This is a genomic window from Streptomyces sp. 11x1, from assembly GCF_032598905.1.
Lineage (GTDB): Bacteria > Actinomycetota > Actinomycetes > Streptomycetales > Streptomycetaceae > Streptomyces.
In genome coordinates this window covers 9,411,893-9,426,675 of sequence record NZ_CP122458.1, presented here as the reverse complement: position 1 = coordinate 9,426,675, position 14,783 = coordinate 9,411,893, and the positions used below count along the sequence as shown (strand labels likewise).

At 71.4% G+C, this 14,783-nt stretch carries 11 protein-coding genes; 2 read left to right on the top strand and 9 right to left on the bottom strand.

Features of this window, described 5'->3' with window-relative positions; all coding sequences use genetic code 11:
* Positions 1 to 23: 23 nt before the first annotated feature.
* From P8T65_RS41450 to P8T65_RS41425, 6 genes are all read right to left on the bottom strand, one after another.
* Positions 24 to 2,564 carry a tryptophanase gene (locus P8T65_RS41450; protein ID WP_316730585.1) on the bottom strand — a complete coding sequence of 847 codons (2,541 nt, stop codon included), beginning with the start codon at positions 2,562 to 2,564 and terminating at the stop codon, positions 24 to 26.
* Between the two features lie 334 nt (positions 2,565 to 2,898).
* Positions 2,899 to 4,239, bottom strand: a complete 1,341-nt coding sequence (locus P8T65_RS41445) for a cytochrome P450 (protein WP_184897000.1) — start codon at positions 4,237 to 4,239, stop codon at positions 2,899 to 2,901.
* Between the two features lie 13 nt (positions 4,240 to 4,252).
* Positions 4,253 to 4,846: an ATP/GTP-binding protein gene (locus tag P8T65_RS41440; RefSeq protein ID WP_013005331.1), complete on the bottom strand. Its 594-nt coding sequence runs from the start codon at positions 4,844 to 4,846 to the stop codon at positions 4,253 to 4,255.
* Positions 4,821 to 5,198 carry a DUF742 domain-containing protein gene (locus P8T65_RS41435; protein ID WP_184896998.1) on the bottom strand — a complete coding sequence of 126 codons (378 nt, stop codon included), beginning with the start codon at positions 5,196 to 5,198 and terminating at the stop codon, positions 4,821 to 4,823. Before P8T65_RS41435 ends, P8T65_RS41440 begins: the two co-directional genes overlap by 26 nt.
* A complete protein-coding gene (locus P8T65_RS41430; protein WP_316730580.1) occupies positions 5,195 to 5,596 on the bottom strand; it encodes a roadblock/LC7 domain-containing protein in 402 nt (133 codons plus the stop codon). Before P8T65_RS41430 ends, P8T65_RS41435 begins: the two co-directional genes overlap by 4 nt.
* On the bottom strand, positions 5,593 to 6,798 hold the full coding sequence (locus P8T65_RS41425) for an ATP-binding protein (protein ID WP_316730579.1): 1,206 nt from the start codon (positions 6,796 to 6,798) through the stop codon (positions 5,593 to 5,595). The genes P8T65_RS41430 and P8T65_RS41425 overlap by 4 nt, the downstream gene beginning before the upstream one ends.
* Positions 6,799 to 7,330: 532 nt before the next feature.
* Here P8T65_RS41425 and P8T65_RS41420 point away from each other — a divergent pair.
* Entirely contained in the window at positions 7,331 to 8,827 is a 1,497-nt protein-coding gene (locus tag P8T65_RS41420) for an FAD-binding protein (protein ID WP_316730577.1), read from the top strand.
* Between the two features lie 200 nt (positions 8,828 to 9,027).
* Entirely contained in the window at positions 9,028 to 10,290 is a 1,263-nt protein-coding gene (locus tag P8T65_RS41415) for a SpoIIE family protein phosphatase (protein WP_316730575.1), read from the top strand.
* A gap of 52 nt (positions 10,291 to 10,342) precedes the next feature.
* Here the strand turns inward: P8T65_RS41415 and P8T65_RS41410 are convergent, their stop codons facing one another.
* From P8T65_RS41410 to P8T65_RS41400, 3 genes are all read right to left on the bottom strand, one after another.
* The gene (locus tag P8T65_RS41410; protein ID WP_316730574.1) at positions 10,343 to 11,512 is read right to left on the bottom strand and encodes a substrate-binding domain-containing protein; all 1,170 of its coding nucleotides are present in this window, start codon (positions 11,510 to 11,512) and stop codon (positions 10,343 to 10,345) included.
* Between the two features lie 397 nt (positions 11,513 to 11,909).
* On the bottom strand, positions 11,910 to 13,034 hold the full coding sequence (locus tag P8T65_RS41405) for an ABC transporter permease (RefSeq protein ID WP_316730572.1): 1,125 nt from the start codon (positions 13,032 to 13,034) through the stop codon (positions 11,910 to 11,912).
* Entirely contained in the window at positions 13,031 to 14,614 is a 1,584-nt protein-coding gene (locus P8T65_RS41400; protein WP_316730571.1) for a sugar ABC transporter ATP-binding protein, read from the bottom strand. Before P8T65_RS41400 ends, P8T65_RS41405 begins: the two co-directional genes overlap by 4 nt.
* Between the last annotated feature and the right edge of the window lie 169 nt (positions 14,615 to 14,783).

Here is a 14,783-nt window from a genome sequence, read left to right as displayed (position 1 = left end):
GGCGCGGGGCGACCACCGTCGGCTCAGCCGGTCACCGGCTGCAGTTTGGCGCGGAAGTGCCGCAGGATCGGGGACTGCTCGACGATGCGGTAGCCGTGGACGGACTCGCTCTCCTTGGCGATGCGTTCCAGGGTCCTGCCGACGTGGTCGTAGTGGCTGCGGGTGTAGACCCGGCGCGGGAGCGCGAGCCGGACCAGTTCGTACGGGGCGCTCTTGACGGGGTTGCCGTCCTCGTCCTCCTCGCCGAGGTAGAGGGAACCGAGCTCGGCCGAGCGGATGCCGCCTTCGAGGTAGAGGCGGCAGGCGAGGGCGTGGCCCGGGTAGTGGTGGGGCGGTATGTGCGGGAGCAGACGGCCCGCGTTGAGGTAGAGGGCGTGCAGGCCGGGGGGTTCGAGCAGGTCGACGCCCGCCGCGCGGACGCGGTCGGCGAGATGGGAGGCGACGTCGGCGCGCTCGGCGAGGTAGGCGGGCTCGGTGACCTCCAGCAGACCGGTGGCCATCATGTCGAGGTCGCGGCCGGCGAGACCGCCGTAGGTGGCGAAGCCCTCGGTGGCGATGAGGAGGCGTTCGCATTTCTCGGCGAGTTCGGGGTCGTTGAGCCCGATGAAGCCGCCGATGTGGACGATGCCGTCCTTCTTGGCGCTCATCACACAGCCGTCGGCGAGACGGAAGGCTTCTTCGGCGACCTGGCGCGGGGTGTGCCCCCGGTAGGCCTCCTCGTGACGGGTCACCAGCCAGGCGTTCTCGGCGAACCTGGCGGCGTCCAGGATCATCGGGACACCGTGCCGGCGGCAGATCTCGGCGGTCTGTTTGAGGTTCTCCATGGAGACCGGCTGGCCTCCGCCGCCGTTGTTGGTGATCGTCATGATCACCACGCGGACCCGGGAGCCGTCCGGGCCCTCCAGCGTCTGCCGGAGCCTGTCCAGGTCGATGTTGCCCTTGAACGGCACCTCGCTGTCCAGGTCGCGGGCCTCCACGCACGGGATGTCATGGGCCTGACACCCGGAAAGCTCGACATTGGCCCGGGTCGTGTCGAAGTGCGTGTTGGCCAGGACGATGCCGCCCGGCTCCAGGAGCGTGTTGAACAGGATGCGTTCGGCGGCGCGCCCTTGATGTGCGGGCAGGATGTGCCGGTAGCCGGTCAGTTCCGTCACGGTCTCGTGGAAGCGGTAGAAGGAGCGCGAGCCCGCGTACGACTCGTCGCCCTCCATGCCCGCGGCCAGCTGGGCGGCCGAGATGGCGCCGGTGCCCGAGTCGCTGAGCAGGTCGATGGTCACCTCCTCGGCGCGCAGGTCGAAGAGGTTGTAGTGCACCCGTTCCAGCGCCGCCTCACGCTGTTCCCGCGTGGTGAGCGCGATGGGCTCGACGACCTTGATGCGGTAGGGCTCCATAGGGGTTCTTGCTCCTGACGTGGTGCTGAATGGTTCGTGATCGTTGTACGGGCGGCCGTTCGGCGGGCGGACGGCGTAGGCCTCCGAGGAGATGTACGCGGTCACCCGGGCCGGTTTGTGCTGCTCGTGGGCGAGGGCCACGTACGCGACGAGCCCCACCCCGTCCGTCAGCGGGCGTCCGGTGACGGCGGCCAGCGGCCGGTCGAGCGCGCCGGGGTCGATCCCGTGGCGGCCGAGGACGGCCCCGGCGCGGCGCAGTGCCTCCGCGTCGTCGCGGGCGTAGTCCCTGACCGGGACATGGAGGGTGAAGCCGGTGGGCCCTCCGGTCGTCCGGGTGAAGGAATGGCAGGACAGGACGGGCCGCCGGTCGAACCGGGCCTCCGGCCGGGCCCGGTAGCCGTCCCTTCCCTCCTCGAAGCCGCCCACCGTGCGCAGGAACTCCTCCAACGTCGTACGGTCGGGGCCGGATTCCATCCGGCACAGCCCGCCGACGTCCCTCACCGCCAGGTCGCGGTGAGCGGTGTAGATCTTCACGCGGGGTGCCGCCCAGTCCCCCAGGTCGAGCGCGAAGAACGGGTAGCCGTCGGCCGGCGGCAGCGCGTCGAAGGCGTGCCGGTGGCCCAGCCGGTCCAGGGCCGTCCGCACCGTCTCGGCGGCCCGTTCCTCGCCGGACGCCGACGGGTTCAGGTACACCTTGATCTTGGGGACGCCACCGGGACGCAGCTCCAGCGCGATCCACAGCGCCAGGAGGCCCTGCGGGTCGGTGGGGAGGAACAGGTCCTCCAGCACGTCGAGTTGGTCGGTGGCGAAGCCCCAGCGCCGTGCCATCGCACGGACGGCGCGCAGACCTTCGAGACCGTTGTCCCGCAGACCGCCGGCCCCGCATCCCGGTTCCAGCAGCACCCTGATCGCCGGGTGCGCGTCCGGTGTGAGGGAGAGCGAGAACTCCACCGGGGTGGAGTCGTCGGACAGGAAACTGAGGGACGGGGGCGGCAGGTCGAGGGGCCGTTCGGCCACCGCCCCCAGCGAATCGGTCAGTAGACGCGCGTAGTTCCGCGCGTCGCCGCTGCCGAGCCCCGACGCCTCGCACAGCCGCAGCAGTTGGCCGGACACCAGAGCGCCGAGCGTCCGGTCCCCGGGGGCGTCCCCGGAGCCGGATCCGAGGGGGCTCACCACGTCTCCCGCCGCTGCTCGGAGTACGCGGGCGCGGCCGTTGTCCCCCGGCGGCGGAGGGTGTGCGGGGACACAGAAAGATACCCGCCGGCCTGGGCGGGTATCTCGTGTCGCGGCGACTGGTGGCGGGTCACGCCCCTGGTCTCCGCGCGGTGTAAGTCGATGTCTCGCTGGGAGCGGCGGATCAGATCCGGATGTCGAGCAGAAGCGGCGTCGATGGATATGTGGTCCACGACACCTCCCTTTGTTCAATGGTCACCACGAATGCCGCCGCGTTACTACCCCTTTGGTTGAACACTCATGCAGTACCAGCTGTCGCAGACTGTTGTCTGCGTCACCCCTTCAACCACTGCAGGAAGGAGCCCCATACGCCACGCTCCGCCTTCCGGCCCGCCGGGGCGTTCTCCTCGCGTGCGGAGGGTTCCGTCGCGCGGGGCGGGACCGGGCGCTGGACGACCTGCGGGGTGAAGCGGCAGGGTAGCGCAGCCAGTGCGCGGTGGAAGGGGCCCGGACGCCAGGTCAGGCTGTCCTCGGGGACCGCGAGTTCGATGTCGTGCAGGCGGTTCAGCAGGTTCTCGATGGCCACCATGGTGACGAGCCGGGCGAGTTCCTTGGAGGGGCAGGCGTGCGGGCCGGCGCTCCAGGACAGGTGGGCCCGCCTGCCGCCGGTCTGACCGGCCGCCACAAGTGCCGGGTCGGTGTTGGCGGCCGTCATGCTGACCAGGACGAGATCGCCCGCCCGCAGCTCGGTACCGCCGAACTCCATGTCGGCCGCGGGGTAGTGCGGCGCGTAGTTCGCCATGGGCGGGTTCTCCCACAGCGTGTCGTCGATGGCCTCCTCGATCAGCCCGCCGTCGGCGTACCGGTCGTGCAGGAGCAGCCGGTGCAGGGTGTTGCCGATGAGGTTGCGCAGCGGCTCGGCGCCCGCACCGAGGAGCAGGATCAGCTGGTGGACCAGCTCCTCGTCGGTCAGGCGCGCCTCGTGCCGCATCAGGTACGAGGTGACGTCGTCGGCCGGGCGGGCGCGCTTGAGGGCCACCAGCTCGAACACGGCCTGGCCCAGCACCTGGTTGGCCTTCTCGGCGTTGACGCCCTCGAAGACTCCGGAGATGCCGAAGACGACCCGGTCGCCGATGTCCGCCGGGCAGCCGAAGAGCTCGTTGAACACGAGCAGCGGCAACTGCTTGACGTAGTCGTTCATCAGGTCGATGGAGCCGCGGCCGGAGACCTGGGAGAGGAGGTAGTCGGAGGCCCGCTTGGTCATGTCGCTGATCCGGCGGGAGTCGACCTTGGCCAGGCTGTCGGTGATCGCCTGCCGGAGCCGCGCGTGCTCGGCGCCGTCGGTGAACATCGCGTTGGGACGGTAGCCCAGCATCGGGACGACCGGGCTCTCCGGGCCGACCTTGCCTTCGGCGACGTCTCGCCAACGGCGTGCGTCCTTGCGGAAGTTGCCGGGGTCCTGCAGCAGCTTCAGCGCGGTCGCGTGGTCGGTGACGAGGGTCGCGTCGACGCCGGGCGCGATCTCGACGGGCGCGCTCGGTCCGTAGTGCCGCATGTACGCGTAGTACGCCTGCGGATCGGCCGCGTACTCCGGTCCGTACAGCGGGATGCGCCGTCCGCTGTCGTGGGCCGGGCAGCCGGGCGGGGGTGAGGGAAGGGTGGGGTCGGGGGTCATGTCTGCTCTGCTCCTATCGGGCGCGGTCCATCAAGTAGCGGACGAGCGTGATCAGAGCCTCGGCCGACGACCGTTCGTCCCGCGCGTCGCAGGTGACGATGGGGGTGTCGTCGAGGAGATCCAGCGCTTCGCGCAGCGCCCTCGCGTCACGTATCGACGTACCGTCGAAATGGTTGACCGCGATCGCGTAGTCGAGTCCGTACTGCTCGATCAGGTCGATCACGGCGAAGGAGTCGGCCAGCCGCTCGGGGTCGACCAGCACCAGCGCCCCGAGGGCGCCGCGTGCCATGTCCTCCCACATCTGTACGAAGCGCTGCTGGCCGGGTGTGCCGAAGAGATACAGCACGACACGGTCGCTGACGGTGAGGCGGCCGAAGTCCATGGCGACCGTGGTGGTGGTCTTGCCCTGGACGCCCTTGAGGTCGTCGATCGCCTCGCCCGCCTGCGTCATCGTCTCCTCGGTGGAGAGCGGCGAGATCTCGGAGATCGACCCGATGAACGTGGTCTTGCCCACCGCGAAGTGCCCGACGACCAGGATCTTCACGGCGGTCTGCGTCTCTCCGCCCGGGACGTACGCCCGTTCATCCAAACTTGGACTGGAGACCATTGAGCACCTCCTCGAGAATCTTCAGGTTGGCGACGGGAGCACGGGTCTCCGGCGGACGGGTGACGAGATAGCCGGCCTCGGAGAGCGCGGCCAGCAGGATCTTCACCACTCCCACCGGCAGTTGGATGTGCCCCGCGATCTCGGCGACGGAGAGGTAACCGCCGACACACATGCGCAGCAGGTCCTGCTCCTCGGGCGAGAGGCGCGCGGGTCGCTGCTGCTGGTCGGCGACCGCCGTGACCAGGGTGATCAGGGAGAACTGACTCTCGCCGGGGAGGCTGCGGCCACCGGTGATGACATACGGCCGTACTAACTCGGCGGCCTCGTGCTCATGCCTGTCGGAATCGGTCATGGCCCTATCACGCTGCTCTCCCTGGGCGGAGCGGTCATGACCTTGCCCAGCTGTCCGACGAGCTGCTGCATCCGGAAGGTGATGTCGGCCATGTCGACGTCGGAGGAGGCAGACACCGCGAGGTAGGCGCCGTCCCCGGCCGAGATCAGGAAGATCCAGCCGCCGTCGAACTCGACCAGGGTCTGCTGCCAGCGCAGATCCGAGCGGGAGCAGAAGAACGCGAGTGACCGGCTCAGCGACTGCATACCGCTCATCGCGGCGGCGGCCTTGTCCGCGTCGTCCTTGCCCACTCCCTTCGAACGGGCCCTCAGCAACCCGTCGGAGGAGACCAGAACCGCGTGGAGAGCTCCGGGGATCTCCAGGGCGCTGTCAAGCATCCATGAAAGATCGTTGTTCATTGGACCTCGTGCCCTTCGCTGCTTGCGTCATGGGGGCCGCTCGACCGCTCCCCCGCCTCCGGGTGAGTGGCGCGACCGGCGTCCGTGCCCTGCTTGAAGGCGGCCATGATCGCTGCCGTGTCCTCGCTGCGGCGCCGCGGAGCCGGGGCGGCGGACGGGCCGTTGGAGACCAGGGCCATCGGCCGCTTGCGACGCCGCTTGGGCAGACCGTCCTCGGTCGTGCCCACGGGCAGCGAGGACTCGGAGGCGGTGTCGTACACGGACGGCCCGACCTCCACGGGAGCCGGGACCTCCCGCGGCGGGGCCGAATCCACCGGCACCGCGGGCTGCTTGGGCTCCGGCATCGCGGTGAGCAGCTCGTCGGGCAGCAGCACGACCGCCCGCACACCTCCGTAGGGGGAGGTGGAGTCCACCGACACCGTGAAGCCGAACCGCTCGCAGAGCACACCGATCACCGCGAAACCGAACTGCGGAGGGTTACCGAGCCCCGAGACACCCGTGACGCGCTCGCTCGTCAGGAGCTTCTCGGCCCTCGCCTTCTCCTCCTCGTTCATGCCGACACCGGCGTCGTCCACGATGATGCAGACGCCCTTGGGCACGGAGCGGACGTTGATCTCGACGACGGTGTCCGGGCTGGAGTAGCTGGTCGCGTTGTCGAGGAGCTCCGCGAGGGCCAGCGCCACCGGTTCGACGGCCCGGCTGGTGACGCCGAAGTCGACCTTGGACAGGATGTGGGCCCGCTGGAAGTGGCGGATCCTGCCCTGGGCGCTGCGGACCACGTCGTAGACCGAGGCCACGTCGCGGTGGCGGCCGAGCCAGCCCTCGCACAGCACGGCGATGGACTGGGCACGCCGGCCGAACTGCGCGTTCATGTGGTCGATCTCCAGGAGGTCCTGGAGCATGACGGAGTCGCCGTACTTGCGCTGCAGCCCGGAGATGATGCGCTGCTGCTCCGCGGCGAGACCCTGCAGGGTCCGCATCGCGGACTTCAGGGCCGTCCTCGTCTCACCTTCGGCTTCCTGCTGGGCCGCGCGGACGGAGTCCGAGTATTGGCTCTCCAATTCACCGTAGTGATTTCTGAGCCCTGCGATCTCCTGTCGTAATGCTCGCGCCGCCCGTCGCTGACGAATGATCAGGGCGACGGCGGCAAGGGTTACGACAATGAGTGCCCAGAGCGCCGGATTTTGTATGTATTGCGTCATGAGACCCTCTTCAGGCGGCCGATGGCCAGCTACTGAATTTCCGTCAATTCACACAGACCGAAGGCCAGCCACTCCGGGGTTGCCACCCAGGCCTCCACGAATGGCGAGAGGTGCTCCTTTTGCACCTATCCGTCCGTTCGGTAAGTGCGGTGATCGTATCATCACTCAACCTGGTGACGGGCCGTCAACCTGGGCCGTCCTTGAGCAGGTTGAGCCCCGCGACGCTCACACGAGTAAGGCCGAATAGGGCTTTCTGTCGCGCCTCGCGCCAAATCCACTTCTGCGAGCACTCCCACCGCCCCGGCGAGCGCCTCCGGCTCGCCTGATCCCATCGCGCGAGGGGCCTGCGAGAAGTCATGATGAGCCGTAAGCGGATTGTCAGGGGGAGATCGCTCTTGGTGATGAGGATCACGGAGGGTCAGCGCGCCGGTTCGGTCGAGCACCGGTCGCGCACCGACTCCCGCCCCCGGCAGGACGACAGACCCGGCGCGGCGTGCCGACGATCCGCCGCGTCGACATCACGGAGGCTGTCATGACAGAAAGACCTAGCGGTTCCGTCGGCAGACGGCAGTTCCTGGCCAGGTTCGGAGCCGGAACCCTGGCACTCGTGGCCGGTTTTGATCTGCTCACCCGGCAGTGGGTGACCGAGGCCGCGGCAGCGGACGGCACGTCCTTCGCCGCCGCCCCGTCCCTCGACGGGACGCTCGTCTTCGACGCGGAGTCGCTCGCGGCGAACGCGCACGACCAGGGCAACATCGTGTTCCGGACACCGTGCGCGGTGCTGCGGCCCGGATCGGTGCGCGACATCAGGAAGATGGTCGGTTTCTGTGCCGATCACGGCATCCCGGTCGCCCCGGCCGGTGCCCACCACGCGATGTTCGGCCAACCCCTCGTGAGCGGGGGCCTGGTCGTCGAGATGCGGTCACTGGACACGATCCACTCGATCGGCCCGGACGGCGCCGACGTCGACGCCGGTGTGCTGTGGAAGGACCTGATCGAGGCCGCGTACGAGGAGGGCCTCACCCCGGCGTCGATCACCAGCTACACCAAGACGACGATCGGCGGGACCCTGTCCATGGGCGGCATCGGGATGATGTCGTCCTACCGGGTCGGCGCGCAGGTCGATCACACCCGGCGGCTCCAGGTGGTCACGGGCGACGGCCGGTCGAGGTGGTGCACCGACACGCAGAACAGCGACCTGTTCGAGGCGGCACTCGCCGGACTCGGACAGTGCGGCGTCATCACCCGGGCCACCGTCGGCCTGGTGCCGGCCAAGCGGCTGGCCCGCACCTACCGGATCGGCTACCCCGACATCCCGACCTTCTTCCAGGACATCCGAGTCCTGGCGAACCGGGGCGAGTTCGACTCGCTCGGCAGCATTCCGCAGCCCGGCACGGCGCAGCCCCTGGTCCTGTGGGCCACCGTCTTCCACAACCCCGGCGACACCCCCGACGCGTCCCACCTCCTGCGCGGGCTCAGCCCCGCCGCGGCCTTGGCCGCCTTCGAGGACTACACCTATCTCGAGTACATATCCCTGGTCACCGACATGTACGACGCGTTCGCGGCGAACCTGGACTGGGACGCGAAGGTCAAGCCCTGGTCGGACCTCTTCCTGCCGGACGACGCCGTCGAGGAGTACGTCGCGTCGGTGTTCCCGTCGCTGACCGCCGAGGACCTCGGCCCGACCGGCTTCGGCCTCGTCTTCCCGATGCTGCGCGCGAGCTACGGCCGACCGCTGCTGCGGCTGCCCGACGACACCGGCGGCCCCTGGGTCTGGCTGGTCAGCGTGCTCACCGACGCCGCCCGGTCCGGCCCCGACCCCGACTTCGCCTCCCGGATGACGGACCGCAACTACCGCTTCTACCAGGATGCGGCGGCCGTCGGCGGAGTGCGCTACCCGCACGGCGCGTGCGCGTTCACGGCGGCCGACTGGCGGGCGCACTACGGCGCGGACTGGGAGCGGTTCGCGTCGTGGAAGACCCGCTTCGACCCGCGGGGCGTGCTGACTCCCGGCCCGGGCGTCTTCTGACGGGCCGGACCGGCCCGATCCGCCGCCCGGGCAGGCGAGCGGATCGGGCCGGTCCGCGGCGCGCACCACTCTTTCGTGGGACCCCCACGTGGCGGATCGGGAAGGTTCCGGTACCTGTGCCGCCGACTGGCGGGTCCGGCGGCCGGTTCGCGCCTATCGTGGAACGACACACCGACGCTCGGCGCCAAGGCAGGCTGGACATGAGGGAACCGCATATCGACTATGCGGAGGTCTTCCGGGCCCTGCCCGGCATGGTGGCGCTGCTCACGCCCGATCTGGTGTACGCCGACGCCAACGACGACTTCCTTCGGCTGGCCGGCCGCAGCCGCGAGCAGCTGCTCGGGCGCTACATCTTCGACGTCTTCCCCGAGAACCCGAACGAACCGGCCGCCGCCGGCATGCGGGAGACGGAGGCGTCGATGCTGCGCACCGTGGCCACCGGGGAGCGCGACACGATGGCGCTGCTCCGTTACGACATCGAGGACCCGCAGCGGCCCGGCCTCTGGCAGGAGCACTACTGGAGCCCCGTCAACGCCCCTGTCCTGGGCTCCGACGGCAAGGTGGTCCTGATCGTGCACCGCGTGGAGGAGGTCACCGAACTCATCCGCGCCCGGGGCGGCGCCGGCGGTGACGTTCGGGGCGGTTCCCTCGGTCCGGGCGAGGACGGCCGGGCCCGGGTGCTGGAGGCCGAGCTCTACACCCGCGCCCGCGAACTGCAGGAGGTCAACGAACGTCTGCGCACGGCGCACGCCCATGAGCGCGAGGTGGCGCTGGCGCTGCAGGCGGCGATGCTGCCCCCGCCCGGCCCCACCGGGTCGCACGACGCCGCCGTGCGCTACCGGCCCGCCATCGGCGCGCTGAACGTGTGTGGCGACTGGTACGACCTGGTCGGGCTGGACGGCGAGGGTCTCGCGGTGGCCGTCGGTGACGTCGTCGGCCACGGTCTGGCCGCCGCCTGTGCCATGGGGCAGTTGCGCAGCGCCCTGAGCGGGGCCACGCGTGTCGCGGACGGTCCGGCCCAGGCCCTGGAGGCCCTCGACCGTTACGCCCGCTCCGTCGACGGCGCCGAGTCGACCACCGTCGTGACGACCTTCATCGACTGGACCGACCACACCATCACCTACAGCTGCGCGGGCCATCCGCCGCCCGCGCTGGTGCGTCCCGACGGCACCGTCACCTTCCTCGACGGCGCCACCGACCCGCCGCTCGCCGCCCGCCCCGTCCAGGTCCCGCGGCCCCAGGCCCGCATGTCCTTCGTCGAGGGCTCCACCCTGGTGCTGTACACGGACGGACTGATCGAGCGCCGTACGGAGAGCATCGACAGCGGTCTGGAACGCCTCGCGGCCTCCCTGGCCCACCACCGCGAGAAGGACCCGGAGACGCTGGCCGACGCCCTGCTGGCGGATCTGCTGCCGTCGGCCGGCACCACCGATGACACCGCGCTGATCGTCCTGCGGCTGTGACCGGCGGGCCGCCACGGTCCGCCCGGCGCCCTGCCGACGGGTCTCGGCGGCGTCACCTGCCCCAGATCTTGCGGTACCCCTCCCGGTAGCCCGACGGGTTCCAGCTCGTGGCGCCGTCACTGTTGTCGGCCGTGCTGATGTGGACGGGCGCCACATAGCCGCTGGCGGGGCTGCCGGAGAAGGCGCGGTTGAACTCGTCGACGATCTGCCAGCCCTGCAGGGTGAGCGGTTCGGGGACGGTGGCCGCCTGGTACTGGTCGCTGTCGACACGCTGGAAGGCGGAGGGGTCGCCGTCCCCGGCACCGATGTTGAACGGCGGGCCCGAGCCGTCCTTGCCGGCCGCGCGGAAGGCAGGGGCCGCGTCGGCGAAGTACAGGTCGTTGATGGCGACCGAGTGGGTCCAGCGGTCCTGGAACCGGGAGAGCAGCGAGGAGACCTCGCGGGGCGTGCGGCTGCTGGCGTCGGGGATCGGGATGTTCACGTAGGCCAGGAGGTCCACGCCCGAGCAGGTGGCCAGTTCCTTCCTGATCAGCTCCGACTTGTTCTTGGCGAAGGGGATGGAGGCGTCGGTGAAGATCACGGCCCCCGCGTCGCCGTTCGAGGTCGAGATGACCCAGCGGGCGCTGATCCGCGCGACGTCCTCGACCTGGGTGGTGATGTTGGTGAAGAGAGCGGGGCGTTCGCTGGGGCCCGGGGCGGCGACCGCGTGCCAGCCGATGAGCGGGATGCCGGCCTGCTCGGCCCGCGTGATCTGCTGCGAGGTCGAGTTGGGGTCGAAGCCGCCGATGACGATGCCGGAGGGGCGGAGCGCCACGGCCTCGCTCATCGCGGCCTGGATGCCGGCGGGCGTGCCTCCGCCGTCGATCACCCGCAGGTCCCAGCCGACGACCCCCGCGGCCTCCCGTACGCCCGCGGCGGCGCCCGCGACTCCCGGGTTGGTCATGGTCTGGGCGACGTAGACGAGGGTTCTGCCGGTCACGGCCCTGGGCCCGGTGGTCGGGCCGTTCCAGGGGACGTCGTCGCGCTCCGCCCGTTCGACGGCGGCCTCGGCCCTCGCCTGCACCGCGGGGCAGCCGCTCGTGCCGGTGGCGGAGGACTCCGGGTCGCCGGACGATCCGCGTTCGCAGCCGCCGAGCACGGCGGTGGCCGCCGCGGTCAGCAGGGCGGCCGCCGTACGACGGGCCCGGAGGGTACCGGAGCAGGCCTTGCGGTTGTGGTGCACGGGGACTCCTCGCGGAGGGACGAGCGGGAACGCTGCCGGGGTCTGTGGCCGGGGTGATCCGGGGCCTGGACGGTCCGGGCCTGGGTCAGGGGCGGTCCGGGGCCGGAGTCAGGGGTGGTCCGCACCTCGCGGCCTGGCTGAGGCCGGAGCCCGGGGCCTTGGTCGACGTCCGCGGGCTCTGGGCCTCGGTCGTCCCGACCTCCGGTCGGCGGCGGGGCGGTGGCCGGGACGGGGCGCGGGCCGAGGGCTTGGCAGGGGACCAGAGCCCCGGGACCTCGGTCGCGGTCCGCGCCCCGGACCTCGGCCGGGGAGTCCCGACCTCCGATCGGCGACGGCGTCGGCCCCTCGCACGCCCGGTCCGTCGGCGGCGGTGCGGGGGCGCGGGAGTGGAGGGAGTTCATCGGCCCCCGTCCTTCGAGGTGCCGTCCGGAGGCGGTGCCGGCGGCGCTTCCGGTGGTGCGGCGGGGGCGGTGCGGGACGTGAAGGCGCCGGTGCGTAGTCGGCGGCGGGCGGTGTAGCCGGCCAGGCCGACGGCGAGGAGCAGGGTGCCGCCGTGGAAGAGCGGCACCGTCCAGAAGTCGGCGCCCATCTGGGCGATGCCGGTGAGGCCGACGGCGAGGACGGCGACGGCCACGAGGGTCCCGAGGGCGTTGGGACGGCCCGGTCTGATGGCGGTGGAGCCGAGGAGGGCTCCGACGAAGGCGGGCAGCAGATAGTCGAGGCCGACGCTCGGATTGCCGATCTGCTGCTGGGCCGCGAGGAGCACCCCCGCGAAGCCGACGATCAGGCCGGACGTGGCGAAGGCGCAGACGGTGTAGGTGCGGACGGGGATGCCGACGAGGTCGGCAGCGCGCGGGTTGGAGCCGACGACGTACAGGTACCGCCCGATCGGCAGCCGCTCCAGCACCAGCCAGAGGGCGACCGTGAGCGCCAGCACGTAGAAGGCGGGGACCGGAAGCCCGAGGAAGGTGGAGGTGTAGAGGTCGGTGAAGGCGGGCGGCAGGCCCTGGGGGCCCGGGACGATCCGGCCGCCGTCGGTGATCCAGCCGGTGACGGCGTACATCATGCTGCCGGTGCCGAGGGTGGCGATGAAGGAGTCGATCCGGCCGAACTCGACGATGACGCCGTTGAGGACGCCCGCGACCGTCCCTCCGACGACCACGGCGAGGCAGGCGAGCGGCCAGGGCCAGTCGGCCTCGACGACGAGGTACAGCACCATGACGTGCGCCAGTCCGAGGCCGTAGCCGATGGAGAGGTCGAACGCGCCGGTCACGATGGGAACCATGGCGGCGAGCGCGAGGACGGCCGGGATCGACTGGGTGGAGAGGATCGCGTCGAGGGTGTCCAGGGTGGGGAAGGTGCGCGGCAGGGTCAGGGAGAAGACCAGGACGAGCAGGACGGTCAGGCCGAGGAGACCGTAGGCGCCGACGAGGTGCCCGCCGGGGCCGCCTCGGGCGCCGAGCCGGTGCGAGGAGTGCGGGCGGCGCGGGCGCGGTGCGGGCTGGGGCGGCGGGGCGGTCACGGGTGCGTCGCGGTGCCGGAGGGGGGCATGGCCGAGGCCGCCCGGGTCAGGCCCGCGACCGTGAGGGCGGGGCCGCTCAGCTCGGCGGTCGCCGCTCCCCGGACGAAGACCAGGGCGCGCCCGCACATGCCCGCCACCTCCTCGAAGTCGGTGGAGATGAGCAGGACCGCGAGGCCCCCGGCCCGTGCCTCGTCCAGGAGGCTGTGGATCGCGGCCTTGGCCCCGACGTCGACGCTCGCGGTGGGTTCCTCCAGGATCAGCAGGCGCAGTCCGGTCCGGAGCCAGCGGCCGATCATGACCTTCTGCTGGTTCCCGCCGGACAGGGTGGTGATGGTCGTCTCGCTGTCACGGGGGCGCACCGAGAACCGTTCGGTCAGGGCGGCGGCCGCGGCGCGTTCCCTGCGGGGGGCGATCCAGTGGGGTGGGGGCCCGTCCCCCGCGCGGGGGTTGGCCAGGAAGTTCTCCCGTACGGTCAGTTCGGGCAGGCAGCCCTCCCGTTGCCGGTCGCCGGGGACGAGGGCGACACCGCGGGCGACGGCGTCGGTGACGGTTCGCGGCCGGTAGGGGCTGCCGTCGAGCAGGACCTGTCCGCCGAGGAGGGGGCGGGCCCCGGCGAGGGCTCGGCCGAGCTCCGTGTGTCCGGCGCCCGAGAGCCCGACCAGGGCCAGGGCCTCCCCGGCACGCAGCTCCAGGTCGACGGGTCCGGCGCCGGAGGTCCGTACGCCGTCGAGGGCGAGCACCACCGGGGCGGCGAGCGGTACCGGGGGGCGCCCGGGTGCCGGGGGGCGCCCGGGTGCCGGGCCGGGGCGTGGGCCCGCCGGTTCCTCACCGGTGATGTCGCGCACCAGCCGCAGCGGGCTGTGACCCGCCGTCGCGCCCTGGCTGACGAGACGGCCGTCGCGCAGGACGGCGAAGGAGTCGGCGACCTCGTACACCTCGTCCAGGCGGTGGCTGACGTAGAGGATGCCGTGGCCTCGGTCGCGCAGGGCGCGCAGGACGCGGAAGAGGCGGGCGCAGTCCGTGGCGGGGAGGCGGGCGGTCGGCTCGTCGAGCACGATGAGCCCGGCCCGGGTGGCCAGGGCGCGGGCGATGGCGACCAGCGACCGTTCGGCGGGGCCCAGGCGGGCGACCGGCGCGTCGGGATCGACGGCGCCGCCGACGAGCGCCAGGGCCTCGGCGCAGCGGTCCCGGGTGCGCCGCCAGGAGATCAGTCCGGCGCGGCGCGCGTACCCGGTGCTCAGGGCGATGTTCTCGGCGACCGTCATCCACTCCACGAGGCCGAGGTCCTGGTGGATGAAGGACATGCGGTGGGCGGCGGCGTGGGTACCGAGCGGGTGTCCGTCCACGGTGATCCGGCCCGAGTCGGCGTGGTGGACTCCGGCGAGGATCTTGATGAGGGTGGATTTCCCGGCTCCGTTGGGGCCGAGGAGCGCGAGGACGCTGCCCGCGTGGACGTCGAGGTCGACCCCGGCGAGTGCGAGGGTGCCGCCGAAACGTTTCGTGAGGCCACGGACACGCACCAGCGGCTCCGCCCCGCCGGGCGGGGTCGGCTGCGCAGAGGTGTCGTGAGCGTCGTGCACGGACAGCTCCGGGGGTCGGCCTGGCGAGTTCTTCCGACTTCGACTTGCGCGAGCGATGCTAACTGCCTATTTCGCTTTATTCACGCCTTTCACACCATTAGAGACATCTGGTGCCGTCGCCGACCCCGACGGGGAGGAGGTCGGGCCGCCCCGACTGGTCGTGGATGCC